17 protein-coding genes are annotated in these 17,397 nt (G+C 68.1%); 10 read left to right on the top strand and 7 right to left on the bottom strand.

The window, feature by feature from the left end; genetic code table 11:
- Positions 1-99: 99 nt before the first annotated feature.
- The 5 genes from ACE37B_RS22805 to ACE37B_RS22785 form a co-directional block, all read right to left on the bottom strand.
- Positions 100-732, bottom strand: coding sequence for a LysE family translocator (locus ACE37B_RS22805; protein WP_409925650.1), 633 nt, complete (start codon positions 730-732; stop codon positions 100-102).
- A gap of 63 nt (positions 733-795) precedes the next feature.
- Positions 796-2,124: a chlorophyllase/cutinase-like alpha/beta fold protein gene (locus ACE37B_RS22800; protein ID WP_409925649.1), complete on the bottom strand. Its 1,329-nt coding sequence runs from the start codon at positions 2,122-2,124 to the stop codon at positions 796-798.
- A 74-nt stretch (positions 2,125-2,198) separates the two neighbouring features.
- Entirely contained in the window at positions 2,199-2,933 is a 735-nt protein-coding gene (locus tag ACE37B_RS22795; RefSeq protein WP_409925648.1) for a TSUP family transporter, read from the bottom strand.
- Between the two features lie 6 nt (positions 2,934-2,939).
- On the bottom strand, positions 2,940-5,486 hold the full coding sequence (gene hrpB / locus ACE37B_RS22790; RefSeq protein WP_409925647.1) for an ATP-dependent helicase HrpB: 2,547 nt from the start codon (positions 5,484-5,486) through the stop codon (positions 2,940-2,942).
- 19 nt (positions 5,487-5,505) lie between these two features.
- Positions 5,506-6,015, bottom strand: a complete 510-nt coding sequence (locus tag ACE37B_RS22785; RefSeq protein ID WP_409925646.1) for a hypothetical protein — start codon at positions 6,013-6,015, stop codon at positions 5,506-5,508.
- A 105-nt stretch (positions 6,016-6,120) separates the two neighbouring features.
- On the opposite strand from ACE37B_RS22785, the gene ACE37B_RS22780 reads away from it, so the two are divergent.
- The gene (locus ACE37B_RS22780; RefSeq protein WP_409925645.1) at positions 6,121-6,933 is read left to right on the top strand and encodes a hypothetical protein; all 813 of its coding nucleotides are present in this window, start codon (positions 6,121-6,123) and stop codon (positions 6,931-6,933) included.
- 100 nt (positions 6,934-7,033) lie between these two features.
- Positions 7,034-7,429 (top strand): hypothetical protein, encoded by a 396-nt coding sequence (locus ACE37B_RS22775; protein ID WP_409925644.1) that lies wholly within the window; start codon positions 7,034-7,036, stop codon positions 7,427-7,429.
- 71 nt (positions 7,430-7,500) lie between these two features.
- On the opposite strand, the gene ACE37B_RS22770 is transcribed toward ACE37B_RS22775, so the two are convergent.
- A complete protein-coding gene (locus ACE37B_RS22770) occupies positions 7,501-7,806 on the bottom strand; it encodes a hypothetical protein (RefSeq protein WP_409925643.1) in 306 nt (101 codons plus the stop codon).
- Positions 7,807-7,895: 89 nt separating this feature from the next.
- On the opposite strand from ACE37B_RS22770, the gene ACE37B_RS22765 reads away from it, so the two are divergent.
- From ACE37B_RS22765 to ACE37B_RS22740, 6 genes are all read left to right on the top strand, one after another.
- A complete protein-coding gene (locus ACE37B_RS22765; protein ID WP_409925642.1) occupies positions 7,896-8,738 on the top strand; it encodes a nitrilase-related carbon-nitrogen hydrolase in 843 nt (280 codons plus the stop codon).
- Position 8,739: 1 nt separating this feature from the next.
- Positions 8,740-10,155, top strand: a complete 1,416-nt coding sequence (gene hydA / locus ACE37B_RS22760; RefSeq protein WP_409925641.1) for a dihydropyrimidinase — start codon at positions 8,740-8,742, stop codon at positions 10,153-10,155.
- A gap of 64 nt (positions 10,156-10,219) precedes the next feature.
- Positions 10,220-11,701, top strand: a complete 1,482-nt coding sequence (locus tag ACE37B_RS22755) for a CoA-acylating methylmalonate-semialdehyde dehydrogenase (RefSeq protein WP_409925640.1) — start codon at positions 10,220-10,222, stop codon at positions 11,699-11,701.
- A 67-nt stretch (positions 11,702-11,768) separates the two neighbouring features.
- On the top strand, positions 11,769-12,803 hold the full coding sequence (locus ACE37B_RS22750) for a TIGR03842 family LLM class F420-dependent oxidoreductase (protein ID WP_409925639.1): 1,035 nt from the start codon (positions 11,769-11,771) through the stop codon (positions 12,801-12,803).
- Positions 12,804-12,818: 15 nt separating this feature from the next.
- On the top strand, positions 12,819-13,511 hold the full coding sequence (locus ACE37B_RS22745; protein ID WP_409925638.1) for a dienelactone hydrolase family protein: 693 nt from the start codon (positions 12,819-12,821) through the stop codon (positions 13,509-13,511).
- 5 nt (positions 13,512-13,516) lie between these two features.
- Positions 13,517-14,209 carry an HAD family hydrolase gene (locus ACE37B_RS22740; RefSeq protein WP_409925637.1) on the top strand — a complete coding sequence of 231 codons (693 nt, stop codon included), beginning with the start codon at positions 13,517-13,519 and terminating at the stop codon, positions 14,207-14,209.
- 45 nt (positions 14,210-14,254) lie between these two features.
- Here the strand turns inward: ACE37B_RS22740 and ACE37B_RS22735 are convergent, their stop codons facing one another.
- Positions 14,255-15,886 (bottom strand): acyl-CoA dehydrogenase family protein, encoded by a 1,632-nt coding sequence (locus ACE37B_RS22735; protein WP_409925636.1) that lies wholly within the window; start codon positions 15,884-15,886, stop codon positions 14,255-14,257.
- 71 nt (positions 15,887-15,957) lie between these two features.
- Between ACE37B_RS22735 and ACE37B_RS22730 the strand changes: the two genes are divergently transcribed.
- Together ACE37B_RS22730 and ACE37B_RS22725 are read left to right on the top strand one after the other, a co-directional pair.
- Positions 15,958-16,527: a TIGR00730 family Rossman fold protein gene (locus ACE37B_RS22730; RefSeq protein ID WP_409925635.1), complete on the top strand. Its 570-nt coding sequence runs from the start codon at positions 15,958-15,960 to the stop codon at positions 16,525-16,527.
- A 136-nt stretch (positions 16,528-16,663) separates the two neighbouring features.
- Entirely contained in the window at positions 16,664-17,017 is a 354-nt protein-coding gene (locus ACE37B_RS22725; protein ID WP_409925634.1) for a hypothetical protein, read from the top strand.
- Positions 17,018-17,397 lie beyond the last annotated feature (380 nt).

Genomic DNA, 17,397 nt, shown 5'->3' with positions numbered 1-17,397 from the left:
GGTGTGCGCCCTGCACACCGCCACGTTCGCGTGCGTCGACGCTCACCACACGCTTGGGCCGTTGTGGCCGTGGCATGGGGAGCAGCGCGGGCCGAGTGATCAGTCGCGGCGGCTGATCGCCAGCCGTACGCCGAGCGCAGCGATCGCCAGGCCGCCCGCACCGCCGAGTTGGGCGAGGCGTCGAGGCGACCGGGCGAACCACCCTCGCGCGGTACCCGCGGCGAGTCCCCACACGCTGTCCGACACGAGGGCGACCGCTGCGAAGACGAGCCCGAGTACCGCCATCTGGACGCCGGCCGGTGCGCCGCCCGTGCGCACGTACTGCGGCAGCACGGCGGCGAAGAACACGACCGTCTTCGGGTTCGCGACACCGACGATGAACCCGTCGAGCGCGATCGAACGGCGCGGTTGCAATTCGGTGGCGTCGGCGACCTCGGCGAGGGCGCTTCGCCGCCGGAACGTCTGCACCCCCAACCAGACGAGGTACAGGGCGCCCGCGAATTTCACGGTGTTGTACGCGAGCACCGAACGTTCGAGAATCGCGCCGACGCCGACCGCGACCAGCAGCGCCTGGACGTAGAACCCGGCCGCATTGCCTGCGACGGTCAACAGCGCGGCCCGACGACCGAACGTGAGCGCACGGGTGACGACGAACATGACGCTCGGACCCGGGATGATGATGATCGCGAAGGCCAGCGCGCTGAACGCCAGCAGTGAATCCGTCGAGGGCACGGCGAGATTCTGCCAGGCCGATACCGGCGCGACCGTGCCGGTATCGCATCCGTGAGCGTCGCCCTATCGCTGGGCGAAGATCACGTCGTCGGGGATCTCGGTCGTGTCGGCGGTGATCATCTCGGTGCCGTCGAACACCGAATCGAGGAACGACACGGCGAAGGTGTTGGTGATCTCCTTGACCCGGTCGATGGGCATGTCGCCCTCCGAGCATCCTGCCTCGGCGAAGTCCTCGACCGTCTCGATGACCGCCTCCGTCGGGTTCTCCAGGGTCGGGAAGAACTCCAAGTAGTCGCACACGTCGGTGAACGATTGGTGTTCGGCGGCGACGAGGTCGACGCGATAGAGCGTGGAGCTGGTGGCGAGTTCGAAGGCTCGGTCGACGTTCGGGCTCGGGGGCGTCGATGCGTCGTCGGTGCCGACCATCACCAGCGTCGGCACGTCGACGGCTGCGAGTCGCTCGTCGACGAGGAGGGAGGTCTCGGGATTGCCGTCGCCGAGCGCCGGAGCGAGCGGGATCAACGCGCCGATCCGAGGGTCGGGTGCAAGCGTGCCCGCTTCGTTCTCCATGCCCGATGCCACCGCGTAGGTGGCGTATCCGCCGAGCGAGTGGCCGGTCACGGCGATCTGTTCGGGGTCGGCCGACGCGACGAAGCCGACCGTTTCGAGGCTCTCGGGGTTGAGGAACTCGTCGATGAGCACCTGCACGTCGCGTGGGCGGTTGTAGGCGATCGTCGCTCGGTCGTCTTCGGTGCCGAGGAACTGATCGACCGTGGTGTTGCCGGTGTGGTCGGCGGCGACGACGAGATAGCCGTGCGAGGCGAGCGTCTCGGTGTAGTCGGAGTGGATGTAGCGCAGCCCGCCCGAGCCGTGCGTGTAGACGACGAGCGGGAAGGGGCCGTCGGGCGAGATCGATGCGGGGTCGGCTCCGATCGCCCGGGGCGATTCGTAGTAGTCGCCGGTGATGAACGTGTACCGATACGGGTCCCCGGTCGTTCCCTCGGCCAGCGGGAACCACACATCGACCGTGAGCGGACGGTCGCGCTCGGCGTCGGTGATCGTGATCGTCTGCACGCCCACGGCGTACGGTCCGTCGCCGATCGGCGTGAACGGTGCCAGCTCGGCCGCAGGTGCCTCGGTTGCCGGCGGGTCGGTTGCAGGGGGATCGGTTGCAGGGGGATCGGTCGCAGGCGCTTCGGTGACAGCGGGTTCGGTGTCGGGCGGCTCCGTAGCTGGTGGATCGGTCGCAGGCGGCTCGGTCGACGGTGCCTCGGTCGACGGTGTCTCGTCGGTGGCGGGAGCGGCCGAGGTGTCGTCGCTGGAGGTGTCGTCGCTGCTGCAGGCAGCACCGAAGAGGGCGAGGGCAATGAACGCGGGGAGGAGGCGACGCATCTTCGAGATGATGTCAGGTCGAGGTCGCTCGACCAGCGCGCAGCTCCACCATTGCGGATGCCACGAGCGGTCGATCACACGATGGTGCGGATGAGCAGCGCGATCGCCGAGAATGCCGACAGACTGAGCACGACCGGTCGAACTGCCGGGCCGACGAGGTAGGCCGCGAAGTGTCGCGCCGTGACCAGGCCGAGCAGCACCGCCGGGATCAGGAAGGCGCTGAGTGCGAGTTCGCGGCCGCCGAGCTCGCCGGCGAGTGCGAGTACGATGGCCGAAAACGTCGATCCGACCGAGAAGAACAACGAGATCGTCGCCCGCATCACGGCGGCGTCGCTGTGCTGATACGTTAGGGCGATGGGTGGCCCGCCGACGCCGACGGCGGTGCCGGTGAAACCCGACCCGAAACCCGCCGCGACGAGCGCGGCGGTGGTCGGTGCGAAGCGCCGTGACGTGAGCGAGACGATGACGCCGAGCAGCACCGTGGTCGACACCATCAAGGCGAGCGTCGTGTCGGAGACCGCGGCGAGTACCGCCGCGCCGACGAGTACTCCGGGCACTCGTCCGATCAGCGCGGCGGTGACGCCCGGCCGGTCGATGTGGCGTCGGTCGGACCACGCCACCATCGCAGAGAGCGGGAGCACCGACAGCAGCGTGCCCGCTGGGATGAAATCGGCGTCGACGAGCAAGAGCACCGGCGACGACAAGATGCCGACCCCGATGCCGGTGGTGGCCTGCATGACCGCCCCGAGGTAGACGACCGCGAGGCAGGCGAGCGCGCCGAAGAACGGAAGACCGACGATCTCGGGCACGGCCGCTCAGCGGTCCTTCATGCGTTTCGGTTCGGCGGTCGCCGGATCGGCGGGCCACTGATGCTTCGGGTAGCGGCCGGCCATGTCCTTGCGGACCTCGCTCCACGAGCCCGCCCAGAACCCTGGGAGGTCGGCGGTGACCTGGATCGGACGGTCCGCAGGAGAGAGAAGCTCGAGGCGGATCGGTTCGGCCCCGGCCATCGGATGCACCGTCACGCCGAACAGGTCCTGCACGCGCACCGCTGCGGTGGGCTGCTCGCCGGAGTAGTCGACGGGGACCGTGCGACCGCTCGGCAACTGGAGCGTCGGTGGTGCGACCGTGTCGAGTTCGGCGCCGATCGGCCACGGAAGCTGTGAGCGCAGCACCATCGTGACATCGAGTCGGTCCAGGTCGGCCCGGCCGGTCGCGCCGGGCAGATACGGGGCGAGCCAGTCGTCGACGGAGCCGACCAGCGCATCGATCGACCAGTCCGGCCACGGCTCGCCGATCGTACGATGGAGGAACTCGACGCGTTGGCGAAGCGACGTGGACGTGGCCGACCAGCCGAGCACGGCCAGCCGGGTGTCGCGGACTCGGGCCATCAGCGCAGCGGTCGTCTCGTCGCCCGGTTCGGGACGGCGTGTCGTCGAGCCGAGCCGGATCGCGCCGAGGCGGCGCTCGACCGTCTCGATCAGGTCGTCGCGGTCGGCGTTCCAGGCGAGGGTCCGCTGTTCCTTGATGTCGGCCTTGATGTTGTCGCCGCCCTGCGCCGACATCTCGACGACCGCTTGGGCATCGACGGCGGCGGCGAGACGGATCCGGGCTCGGTCCTTCTTGCCGTCGAGGTCGGCAGCGACGACGAACGCCTCCTCGGCCATCGGGTCGGTGTCGGGAATGAACGCGCCGCTACCGGAGCGCAGCGTGAACTGGCCGGGCCGTCGGCGACCGGCGAGGCGGTCGGGGAAGGCGTGCAGGAGCGCCTCGCCGCAGCGACCGTGGTCGATCGCCTGGCGGTCGAAGGGGATCCCGATCCGGCGGGCCAGTTCCTGCGCTCGTTCACGAACCCGGTGCACGGCGCCGCGGTCGGCGCGATCGTGCCCGGCCGCTCCGGACACGACCCCGACCCGCAACGCGAGATCGACGGGGAGTTCGTCGGGGCGACCGCGCAGAATGTCACGCTCGTCGATCAGCGTCGCGATCACGCACGACAGCGCGGACCGCTCGATCGCCACCATCCGGGCGAGGCGCGGGTGCACGGGCAGGGCGAGCATCTTCTCGCCGAGCGCGGTGAGCGCACCGGTGTCGGGGTCGATCGCGTGCAACACGACGAGCAGGTCGCGCGCCTGGCGAAGCGCGGCGGTCGGTGGCTCGTCGATGAACACGAGGTCGCCGACGGGCCGGCTGCGGTCGTTGCCGACACCCCACGCGGCCAGTTCGAGAGCGAACCCGGCGAGGTCGGCCTGCAGCAGCTCGGGCGTCCGATGCTTGGCGCGGGTGCCGTGTTCGAGTTTGCTCCACAGTCGGTACGCGACCCCCGGTTCGGTGCGCCCGGCTCGACCCGCCCGCTGGTCGGCCGAGGCGCGACTCGTCGAGACGGTGGTCAGTCGAGTCATCCCGGTGCGCGGGTCGAACCTCGGTTCACGGACGAGACCGGAGTCGACGACGATGCGCACGCCGTCGACCGTGAGCGAGGTCTCGGCGATGTCGGTGCTCAGCACGACCCGCCGCCGACCCGGCGGCGACGGCGCAAGCGCGGCGTCTTGGTCGTCCTGCGACAGCGCGCCGGCGAGCGGGTGGATGCCGATGCCCGGCCCGAGCGCTTCGCGCAGCAGTTGCTCGGTGCGACGGATCTCACCGATGCCGGGGAGGAACACGAGCACGTCGCCGTCGTGTTCGCCGAGGGCGCGCACGACCGTCGCGGCGACCTCTGGTTCGATGCGCGGGGGCGGACCCGGTCGTCGCCGTCCGCGAGCAACGGGCTGCCCGGCCACCCACTGCACGTCGATGTCGTAGGTGCGGCCCTCGCTGGTGACGACCGGCGCGCCGAGCGCTCGCACGAGGCCGTCGGTGTCGGGCGTGGCCGACATGGCGAGCAGGCGCAGCTCGGGTCGGATCGACCCGCCGACGTCGAGAGCGAGGGCCAAGCCGATGTCGGTCGGCAGGTTGCGTTCGTGCACTTCGTCGAAGATCACCGCACCGACACCGGGCAGTTCCGGGTCGCGTTGCAGGCGTCGGGTGAGGATTCCCTCCGTGACGACCTCGATGCGCGTGTCGGGCCCGATCCGACGCTCGTCGCGCGTCTGGTAGCCGACCAGCTCACCGACCCGCCCGCCGAGCAGGTGCGCCATGCGCTGTGCTGCGGCGCGAGTGGCGAGCCGGCGCGGCTCGAGCATCACGATGCGCTGGTCACCGAGCCAGTCGGCGTGCAGCAGTGCGAGGGGAACGACGGTGGTCTTGCCGGCCCCGGGCGGGGCGACGAGGATCGCGCGACGCTGCTCGGCGAGCGCGTCGAGGACCGCAGGGATCGCCTCGACGACCGGGAGATCGGGGAGCGGTACCGGCGCGTCGATCATCGACCCGGCCCGCGTCGGATCAGCCCAGCGCGGGCGAACCGCGGAACGGCACCGGATCGCCAGCGGCCGGCAGTTCGATCGACGACCACTTGGTGATCTTCGCGATCGCGTCGGCGACCTTCTCCCATGCCTCCGGGTTCCAGCCTTCGGCCTTCGCGTCGACGACGCCGTCGACGCGGGTGAGCACGAACGCCGGCAGCTCGGTGAGCCCCATCGCCTTGACGGCGGCACGCTCGGGATCGCAGAACACGAGGAACTCATCGGTGAGTGGGCCGAGGAAGGTGGCGGCGTCGGCGGCGCCAGCGGTGACGATCAGGTTGGTGCGCACGTCGCAGTCACGGAACTCGCGCAGCACGCGGGTGGCGGTGCGCAGGATCCACGAGCTCTCGTTCGTGTACGGATCGAGGACGACCGAGGCGAGATGGAACGTGGTCATCCACTCCATCACCGGACGACCGGTGCCGAGTGCGCCGCCCTTGAGCGGTGTCAGAACGAGGTCGGAGGGGAGCTTCACGTCGGTCTCTGCCACGGCGAGCAGCGTAGCTGGTGAGGCTCCGATGAGCCCGTTTGCCCGGTCTCCGTTCCTGGCTGCTTGCATGGGCGCGTCACCGCGGCGACGGGTACGGTCGCGTTCGTGCATCCGATCGAGCATCTCCGATACGTCGCCCGGGCCCACGGGGTCGATCCCGCGGCGCTCGTCGAGGAGACGGCGCACGCGCTCGGCTCGCTGTACGTCGACCCGGCCGGCCTCGTCGTGGCCTGCCGTCGGATCGTGGAACGGCATCCGTTCACCGGGCCGTTGTGGTGGCTGTGCGCGAACGTCTCGACATCGTCGGAGCCCTTCGAGGCCGTCTGGGAGCTCGCCGATCAGATCCGCAGGGATCGCACCGCAGCCGAACTGGGCGCGGCGTTGCCCGACGACGGCTGTGTCGTCACGATCGGCGATCCGAGCGTGATCGGTTCCGGGCTCGCTCGGCGTGGCGACGTGCGGGTGCTGGCGCTCGACATCGATCATTCCGCCACGTCGTTCGTGCGTCGCCTCGAGCGCAACGACGTCGACTACGAACCGGTCGACGCCGGGGCGGCCGGGGCTGCGACCAGGGTCGCCGACGTGGTGTTGATCGAAGCGCTCGCGCTCGACGCCGAGCGCGCCGTGGTCCCGTCGGGATCGTCGACGATCGCGGCTGCGGCGTCGGCGTGGGGCACGCCGGTCTGGCTGGTGGCGGGTGTCGGTCGGCGTCTGCCGGTGGCGTTCGTCGACGCGATGGAAGAAAAGCGTGCTGCGCTCGCCGACGAGCAAGACGACTGGACCGTCGACGTCGAGATCCTCCCGACGCGCCTGATCACCGACGTCGTCGGCCCGCACGGCATCATGCCGATGGGTCCGCCCGCCGCGCAGCCCGAATGCTCCTTCGCCGCCGAACTCCTCCGCAAAGTCGCCATGTAGCGCTGGGGTGACGACTGATCGCCGCGATCACTGCGACTGATCGTGGCCGCTCGGGCGGTGGCGCTTGACGATCTGGCAGCACCGGGACATGATCGTCCGGGTGAGCACTCGGCCAGACCCTCGTTTCGGGTACGTGCGCCGGCTGTTGCTGCTCGTTTTCGCTGCGGTCCTCGGCTCGACGCTGGGTTCGCTGTTCACCTGGTCCTCGGCGAACTGGGTGAATGCGAACCCGCTGACCGCCGGGCCCCAGTTCGCTCTCCTGTCGCTCGGGCCGGCGATGGCCGTCGGTGCGATCGCACGAAGCTCGCCTGCACAGGGCCTCACGTTCGCCGGGGCATGTTGTGTGGCGATGGTCGTGATGTGGGGGCTGTTCGCCGCGAACGAGTCGTCGACGTCTGTGCTGGTCTTCCTCAACGGCTGGTTCCTCGGTCTACCCATCGCTGCGATCTACGTGCTGGTCGTCGGCCGTCGGGCAACACGCAGCAAGACGTCGTGAGCCAGACGGCATGGTGTTCGGCATGGTGTTCGGCATGGTGTTCGGCATGGTGTTCGGCATGGTGTTCGGCGCTACAACCCGCGGTGGCGGGGTGGGTGACCGAGGAAGTCGCCGATGATCTCTTCGGCTTCCGCTTTGCGATCCTCGGTCACGAAGATGCGTGCCATCGGTTCGCGTGTGGTCATCATCGGGTTGAGGCCGTAGTCGTCGGTCACGACGGCGGGCACCCCTTCCGCGTTGAGCAGGTCGCAGATCATCTGTGACTGCCACTGCGGCACCCAGCCGGCCTCCACCGTCTTGTCGGGGTCGGGCGGCTTCGGTTCGTCACGACCGAGCAGCCAGTCGGTGGCGACCTTGACGCTGTCACGCAGACCCATCGGGCGAGGATACGGCCAGAAGGGTTACGGGCCGATGAACCCGGCCACGGCGGGCACGGCCCCGATCCGAGCATGGCTAGTGTTCGCCCATGGCCAACCTCATCCGTGCGGCGCTGCTGCAGACCGACTGGACCGGTGACAAGGAGTCGATGATCCAGAAGCACGAGCAAGCGGCGCGCGATGCGGCGGCTCAGGGCGCGCAGATCATCTGCTTCCAGGAGCTGTTCTACGGGCCGTATTTCTGTCAGGTGCAGGATGCCGAGTACTACGAGTACACCGAGTACATCCCCGACGGCCCGACGACGCAGCGCTTCATGAAGCTGGCCGCCGAGTTGCAGATGGTCATGGTGCTGCCGATGTACGAGATCGAGCAGCCCGGCGTGTACTACAACACCGCCGCGGTGGTCGACGCCGACGGCACGTATCTCGGCAAGTTCCGCAAGCAGCACATCCCGCAGGTCAAGGGCTTCTGGGAGAAGTTCTACTTCCGGCCCGGCAACGGCGGCTATCCGGTGTTCGACACCGCCGTCGGCAAGGTGGGCGTGTACATCTGCTACGACCGCCACTTCCCCGAAGGCTGGCGGGCGCTCGGGCTCAACGGCGCCGAGATCGTCTTCAACCCGTCGGCCACCCATCGGGGGTTGAGCGAGTACCTGTGGTCGATCGAGCAGCCCGCGGCGGCCGTCGCCAACATGTACTACGTGGGAGCGATCAACCGGGTCGGCATCGAACCGCTCGGCGACAACGACTTCTACGGGCAGAGCTACTTCGTCGATCCGCGAGGCACCTACGTCGGCGACAAGGGTGATGCGTACCAGCCCGAGTTGATCGTGCGAGATCTCGACATGGACCGCATCAAGGAAGTGCGCGACGGCTGGGCGTTCTACCGCGACCGCCGCCCCGATGCCTACGGCGAACTGGTGGAGGGCTGACATGGCGACCACACTCATCTCCGGCGGCACCGTCGTCTCGGCGATCGGGCGGCGCGAGGCCGACGTCCTGATCGACGGCGAATCGATCGCGGCGATCCTGGCGCCCGGCCACGCCGCGGCGTACGGCATCACGCCCGACTCCGTCATCGACGCGACCGGCAAGTACGTCGTGCCGGGTGGCGTCGACGCCCACGTCCACATGTCGCTGCCCTTCGGCGGCACGGTGTCGGCCGACGACTTCGACACCGGGTCGCGGGCCGCGGCGTGGGGTGGCGTCACCACGATCGTCGACTTCGCGTCGCAACAGGTCGGCCAAGACGTGTACGAGACGCTCGCCGCCCGCCACGAGGAGGCCGCCGGCGAGTGTCACGTCGACTACGCCTTCCACCAGATCATCGGCGATGTGAACGAAGCGTCGCTGAAGGCGATGACGTACCTCGTCGACAACGAGGGCATCACCAGCTTCAAGATGTTCATGGCCTACCCGGGCGTCTACTACTCCGACGACGGCCAGATCCTGCGAGCGATGCAGAACGCATCGGAGTCCGGTGCCCTGATGATGATGCACGCGGAGAACGGCATCGCCATCGACGTGCTGATCGGCCAGGCACTCGCCCGCGGCGAGACCGACCCGAAGTACCACGCGTTCACCCGACCGGAGGAGACCGAGTCGGAGGCCACGCACCGAGCGATCAAGCTGGCCCGCGTGGCGGGCAACGTGCCGCTCTACATCGTGCACATGTCGGCATCGGAGGCGCTCGAGGAGGTGTCGCGAGCGCAGCACATGGGGCTCAACGTGTTCGCCGAGACGTGCCCGCAGTACCTGTACCTGTCGATCGAAGACCACCTCGCGCAGCCCGGTTTCGAAGGCTCGAAGTGGGTGTGTTCCACGCCGTTGCGTTCCAAGCACGAGCATCACCACAAGGACTTGTGGAAGGGCCTGCGGATGAACGAACTCGCCGTGGTGTCCACCGATCACTGCCCGTTCTGCTTCAAGGATCAGAAAGAACTCGGGCTCGGCGACTTCTCGAAGATCCCGAACGGCATGGGTGGCGTCGAACACCGGATGGAGATGATCTACCAGGGTGTCGTGATGGGGGAGATGACCCTCGAACGCTGGGTCGAGACGTGTTGCACCACCCCGGCGCGGATGTTCGGCCTCGACAAGAAGGGCGTGCTCGAACCCGGCGCCGACGCCGACGTGCTCGTGTGGGATCCCAACGCCCAGACCCGCATCGGCGTGAACGACAAGCACCACATGAACTTCGATCACTCCTCGTTCGAAGGCTTCGTCGTCGACGGCAAGGTCGACACCGTCATCTCCCGGGGGATGGTCGTCGTGCAGAACGACACCTACCTCGGCCGCAAGGGCCACGGCCGCTTCGTCAAGCGCGGCCTGTCCACCTACCTCCACTGACCCGTAACGGTTTGTGTCAGACACAAACCGATACGCCTCGCAACTCGTACGACGGAGCATTCACATGCGCATCTCACATTGGATCGACGGCAAGGTCGTCGAATCGACATCGGGGCGGACCTCGCCCGTGTTCAACCCGGCGACCGGTGTCCAGACCGGCGAGGTCGGCCTCGCGTCGATCGACGAGGTCGACGCCGCGGTCGCCTCGGCCAAGACCGCGTTTCCGTCGTGGCGGGCAGCGTCGCTGTCCAAGCGCGCCGAGGTCATGTTCCGGATGCGTGAACTCGTCGACGCGAACCGCAAGGAGATCGCCTCGCTGCTCACCGCCGAGCACGGCAAGGTGCTGTCGGACTCGCTCGGTGAGGTCGCACGAGGCCTGGAGAACATCGAATTCGCGTGCGGCGTGCCGCACCTGATGAAGGGCGGCTACTCCGAACAGGCGGCGACCGGCATCGACGTGTACTCGATCCGCCAGCCGCTCGGCGTCGTCGCCGGCATCACCCCGTTCAACTTCCCGGCGATGGTGCCGATGTGGATGTTCGCCAACGCGCTCGCCTGCGGCAACACGTTCGTGCTCAAGCCGAGCGAGAAGGACCCGTCGGTCACGATGTTCGTCGCCGAACTCCTCGCCCAAGCCGGTCTGCCAGCCGGGTGTTTCAACGTCGTGCAGGGCGACAAGGTCGCCGTCGACCGGCTCCTCGAACACGACGACGTCGCGGCGGTCAGCTTCGTCGGGTCGACGCCGATCGCGAAGTACATCTACGAGACGGGCACGCGTCACGGCAAGCGCGTGCAGGCCCTCGGCGGCGCGAAGAACCACATGCTCGTGCTCGCCGACGCCGACCTCGACATGGCCGCGGACGCGGCGGTGAGCGCCGGGTACGGATCGGCGGGGGAGCGGTGCATGGCGATCAGCGTCGTGCTCGCCGCCGACGAGATCGCCGACGACCTCGTGGCGAAGATCGCCGAGCGCATCCCGTCGGTTCGGGTCGGGCCCGGTGACGAACCCGACAGCGAGATGGGTCCGCTCATCACCGCGGAGCATCGCGACCGAGTCCGCGGCTACGTCGAGGGTGCCGCTGCGTCGGGCGCCGAGGTCGTGGTCGACGGGCGCAACGGTGTCCCCGACGACGGGTTCTTCCTCAACCCGACGCTGCTCGATCGCGTCGAGCCCGGGATGGCGTGTTACGACGACGAGATCTTCGGCCCGGTGCTCAGCGTGAAGCGTGTGGCGGGCTACAGCGACGGCCTGGAGGTCATCAACGCCAGCCCGTACGCCAACGGCACGGCGATCTTCACCCGAGACGGTGGCGCAGCGCGCCAGTTCCAGTTCGACGTCGAAGTCGGGATGGTCGGCGTCAACGTGCCCGTCCCCGTGCCCGTCAGCTACTACTCCTTCGGCGGGTGGAAGGCGAGCCTGTTCGGCGACAACCACATGTACGGCCCCGAGGGCATCAACTTCTACACCCAGGGCAAGGTGGTCACGAGTCGATGGCCCGATCCGGCGACCAGCAAGGTCGACCTCGGATTCCCCGAGACCCGCTGACACGAGGTCGGCAACCGAGAAGCAACCGAGAAGCAGCAAGAAGTAAGAGGGAGCAACAGGGAGCATCATGGACATCGGCATCGTCTTGCAGACCACCCCGCCAGCGGCGCGGGTGATCGATCTCGCCAAGCGGGCCGAGACCTACGGGTTCAGTCACGTGTGGACCTTCGACTCGCACATCTTGTGGGAGGAGCCGTACGTCATCTACTCACAGATCCTCGCCGAGACGCGCAAGATCACGGTCGGTCCGATGGTGACCAACCCGGCGACGCGCGACTGGACGGTGACGGCGTCGACGTACGCGACACTCAACGAGATGTTCGGCAACCGCACCGTGTGCGGGATCGGTCGAGGTGACTCCGCCGTGCGGGTCACCAACGGCAAGCCGACCACGCTGGCGACGATGCGCGAGTCGATCCACGTGATCCGCGAACTCGGATCGGGCCGCAGCGTCGACTACAAGGGCTCGACGATCACGTTGCCGTGGGCGGCCGACAGCGAGCTCGAGGTCTGGGGCGCCGGCTACGGACCCAAGGCGTTGCAACTGATCGGCGAGACCTGTGACGGTTTCATCCTGCAACTCGCCGACGTGTCGATCGCCGAGTGGACGATCGGTAGCGTGCGTGCCGCCGCCGAGGCGGTCGGCCGGAATCCTGACGACATCACCATCTGCGTCGCGGCACCGGCCTACGTCGGCCCGGCCGACGAACTCGCGGCGCAACGTGACCAGGTCCGATGGTTCGGTGGGATGGTCGGTAACCACGTGGCCGACATCGTCGAGCGATACGGCAACTCGTCGTCCATGTCGACCATGGTGCCGGCCGCGCTCACCGACTACATCGCGGGGCGCGAGACCTACGACTACAACCAGCACGGGCGCGCCGGCAACGAGCACGCCAGCTTCGTCCCCGACGAGGTGATCGACCGCTTCTGCCTGCTCGGTCCGGTCGAGGCACACCTCGAGCGGCTGGCGGAGTTGGCGGCGCTCGGCGTCGACCAGTTCGCGATCTACCTCCAGCACGACGCGAAGGATCACACGCTCGCCGAGTACGGCGAGAAGATCATCCCGATGCTCACCGGGACGGGTCTCGCCAAACGCTGAGCTAGTTTCTGTCGCATGGGACAGATGATCGACTTCTCCAGCAACGGCATCGATGCGCAGGGTTACCTGGCGGTTCCCGAGAGCGGCTCGGGCCCGGGCGTCATCGTGGTGCAGGAATGGTGGGGGCTCGACTCGGGCATCAAGGAGATGGCCGATCGCCTCGCCGCCGCCGGGTTCGTCGCACTCGCACCCGACCTCTACCACGGTGAACTCGCCGCTCACGACGAGATGGACAAGGCCGGCGAGCTGATGTCGTCGCTGCCACCCGAACGCGCCGCCGCCGACATGAGCGGCGCGGTCGATTTCCTCGCCGACCACGACGCGACCACCGGCGAGGCGCTCGGCGTGATGGGCTTCTGCATGGGCGGCATGCTGACGTTCCTGCTCGCCGCGAACCGGCCCGACAAGATCAAGGCGGCCGTGCCGTTCTACGGGTTCCCGCAGGGCGACAGCCAGCCCGACTACTCCAAGATCGAGGCGGCGATCCAGGGTCACATGGCCGAGCACGACGACTTCTTCCCGCCGAGCACGGCGATGCACCTCGAGGCCGAATTGCAGGCGATCGGCAAGAACGCGACGATCACGGTGCACGAGGGCAGCGGTCATGCGTTCATGGCACCGCACAACGCCCTCGGCACCCAGAACCAGGAGCTCTACGACCTCATCTGGCCGCAGGCGACCGCGTTCCTCCACGAGCATCTCGGCTGACGCAGGTGACGACCACGCGTTTCGACGCCGTCATCTTCGACGCGGGCGGCGTGCTCGTGCTGCCCGACCCGCTCGTGCTCGGGCCGCTGCTCGCCTACTACGGCGGCGACGGGTCGGTCCAGGCACACCGGCGGGCGCACTACCTCGGGATGAAGGCGAAGTCGGACGCCGGCTCGGAGGAGACGTCGTGGGACGTCTACAACCGCGCGTACGTCGAGTCCGTGTCGGTGGACGCCGACGACGTCGACGAGGCGATGGCGGTGCTCGACCGAACCCGCTATCACGCCACGTGGCGCTACGTGATCGACGACTCCCGATCAGCGCTCGACCGACTCGCCGGCGCAGGCGTGCCGATGGGCGTCGTGTCGAACGCGTCCGGGCAGATCGAGGCCATGCTGCGGCGCTCCGTCTGCCAGGTCGGACCAGGCGAGCACGTCGAGATGCGGGTGATCGTCGACAGCCAGGTGGTCGGCGTCGCCAAACCCGACCCGACGATCTTCGACCATGCGCTGGGGCACTTCGCCGAGTTCGAGCGGTCGCGGATCGCCTACGTCGGTGACTCGGTGACGATGGACATCGCCGCGTCCGCAGCGGCCGGATTGCACCCGATCCTGCTCGACCCCTACGACGACCACGCCGGCGCCGACTTCGAACGCATCACCTCGCTCCACGACCTGGCCGACGAACTGACGACCTGAGCGCCGAGTCACCGGCGTCATCGCTGGCGAAAGCCGGCGAGCGACTCAGTCGGCGTTGGCGGCGGAGATCAACTGGCGGGCGATGACCTTCAGGCACAGGGTCTCGTCCGCGCCTTCGAAGATCGACAGCACGCGAGCGTCGACGAAGAGGCGACTGACGGGGTACTCCTCGGCGTAGCCCATGCCACCGTGGATCTGCATCGCTTCACGGGTGACCCACTCGGCGGCCTTGCACACGTAGGCCTTCACCATCGACGCCTCCATCTGGCCGGCACCCTTCGCCATCAGCGTCGCGACGGCGAGCGAGAACTGGCGGCCGGCCTGGGTCAGCACCGCGATCCGGCCGAGCTTGGCGCGGGTCAGCTGATACTCGAGGATCGACGTGCCGAACACCTTGCGGTTCTCGGCGTAGTCGAGCGCCTGCTCGTACGCGGCCTGCATCACGCCGACGGCGCGCGCCGCGGTCTGCAGACGTCCGTTCTCGAAGCCGGCCATCTGGTAGTAGAACCCCTTGCCGAGACCCTCCGCTCCGCCGACCTGGTTCTCGGCCGGCACCCACCAGTCCTCGAGCGAGATCTCGTAGCTGTGCATCCCCCGGTAGCCGATGGTGTCGATCGGGCGCCCTTCCATGCGACCGTTGGTCGGCGTGCCGTCGATCTCCTGGCGCAGATCGAAGCCGTGAGCGTCGCCGCGCGGCTTGGGCACGATGAACAGGCTCAGGCCGCGGTGGGTCTTGGTGCGGTCGGGATCGGTGCGGGCGAGCAAGGTCAGCGCGTCGGCGCGAGCCCCGAACGTGCACCACGTCTTGACGCCGTTGATCACCCAACCGTCTTCGCCGTTGGGGCCCGGCGCCGGGGTCGCCATCACGGTGATCCCGGCGACGTCGGAGCCGTAGTCGGGCTCGGTGACGGCCACGGCGGGCATCACCTCGGCGGTGGCGAGCAGCGGCAGCCACTTCTGCTTCTGTTCCTCGGTGCCGCCCTTGACGAGCGCTCGGGTCAGGATCTCGGGGCGCGTGATCAGCGAGCCACCGATGCCGAGGCTCGCCTTCGACAGCGCTTCGGTCGCAGCGACCATGGCGATGTACTCCTCGTCGCCGCCTTCGCTGTAGCCGCCGTACTCGGCCGGCACGCTCAGGCCGAACGCACCGAGTTCGGCCATGCCGGTGATGATCTCCTCCGGCACGTCGGCGTTGGTGCGATGCACGTGCTCCGCGTGCGGCGCGATGACGTTCTGGGCGAAGGCGTCGAACGTGTCGGCCACCATCGTCATGTCGTCGCTCAGGTGCGACGGGCCCGGCGAGTCGGCGAGCGAGGCGAGGAACTCAGGCGCCCGGTACTGCGCGATGAACGGGTGCGCCAGCGACATGGCGTCGCGGTCGACACCCCAATCGGCCTCACGGCCGAGAATCTTGGAGGCGACGTCGTGCGCCATGTCGGCGGCGTACGCACAGGTGATCTTCGCCTCCACCTCGCCCTTGTTCCCGTAGTCGATCAGCGACTTCGCCGTGGCGACCGCGGACGCGGCGTGCGCGACGTCGTAGGCCAACACCTGGTGTGCGTCGGGGCCGCCCTCGAGTTGGGCGAGGCGACGTACCGCCTTGCCGACGACACGATCGGCGAGGTCGATGACCTCGGCAGCTGCGGGCAGGTCGGGAGCGGCGACAGGATCGGTCATGGGCCGCGAGAGTAATTGTCGATCCGGAACTTCGCCCATTTTTGAGCACTCCAACGTCCACACTGTGACCCATGGCAGCCATCAGCGTGTTCTGCGGATCGAGTGCGGGATCGTCCCCGGTCTACCGAGAAGCGGCCGCGCAACTCGGCATCGAGATCGCCCAAGGCGGCCATCGGCTGATTTTCGGCGGCGGTCGAGTCGGGTTGATGGGGGCGGTGGCCGATGCCGCCATGACGGCGGGCGGGACCGTGACCGGCATCATCACCGAACAACTCGAAGCGCTCGAGGTCTCCCACGACACGTTGAGTGAGCTCGAAGTCGTCGTCGACATGCACACTCGCAAAGCGCGTATGGCGGCGCTGTCGGACGCGGTCATCGTGCTGCCGGGTGGGTTCGGCACGTGCGACGAGGCATTCGAGATCTTGACGTGGAACCAACTCGGCATCGTTTCGGTCCCGGTCGTGTTCTTCGACGTCGACGGGTTCTACGAACCGCTGTTCGCCTTCATCGAGGGTGCGGTCGAGGCCGGCTTCATGAAGCCCGACCACGGCGCGCTCGCCCAGCGGGTCACGACCGCTGCCGACGCCGTGTTCGCAGCGACCGCCCCCGCGAAACCCTTCACGCCGAAATGGGTGACCTGACGCCCCAGCCGGTCGCTTGAGCGCCGTTGTCCCCAGCGATCGGGCGATGTCCACAGGTGGTGCACACGTTGTGGGTCGTCAATTCACAGTGTTGATCCCCTAGCGACGCACAGGCTGCGTCGTTCACGATGGAGCGATGCCCGCCGAGTCACTCTTTCGTCGTGGTCCGTTCCGTGAGCGGCCCCGGCCGCCCCACCGCCTGCACGGCCAGACGTTGCAGCACGATCGACGCGAACTCGAGCAAGCCGGTTGGCGAACGACACTGGAGTACCGCGAGAACCACGTCCGCGGTCGTGACGGATCGCTCGAACAACTGCACGTGATCTGGCATGCCGAAGCCGAGCGAGTCGGCACCGACGGAGTGGTGCGCGTGGTGTCGGCGACGGCCTCGACGCCCGCTCGTGTGTGGTCGCGGCTGCGCGTCGAGGCCGATCTCGCCGAAGTCCGAGCCCGCCGAACGGACCTCGTAGCGGACCTCGCGAGGCTGTGACCAGCACGTTCGCGAGCGCGGTCGAGAGCAGCTCGAAAATAACGCTCGAAAGTCGTTCGATGAGCTTGCGCGCGGCGAATCCCGCTGCTGTAATTACACCTCCGCCACCAACCGAGTTGACCGGAAACGGCACATCATCTGGTGGCTCTCAGGGGGGCGAAGGTGAAGTGAATACCAGATGTGGTGGTTGGGGCCAACCGGTTCGAACTGCTGCTCCGGGGAGAGAACGCGCTCGATGTGCCAACGACGGCGACGGCGTCAGAAAGACGAAAAAGAGGAGCAACAGTGACACTGATCGACCATGACACACCAGCTGACCGACCCCCGGCTGGCCGAGTGAACCCACAGGCCGACACCGCAACCGTCGACGCTGAGCGTCC

It is taken from the genome of Ilumatobacter sp., assembly GCF_046290335.1.
Lineage (GTDB): Bacteria > Actinomycetota > Acidimicrobiia > Acidimicrobiales > Ilumatobacteraceae > Ilumatobacter_A.
Note: the sequence above shows the minus strand (reverse complement) of the source record. Positions and strands in the feature narration are given on the sequence as shown.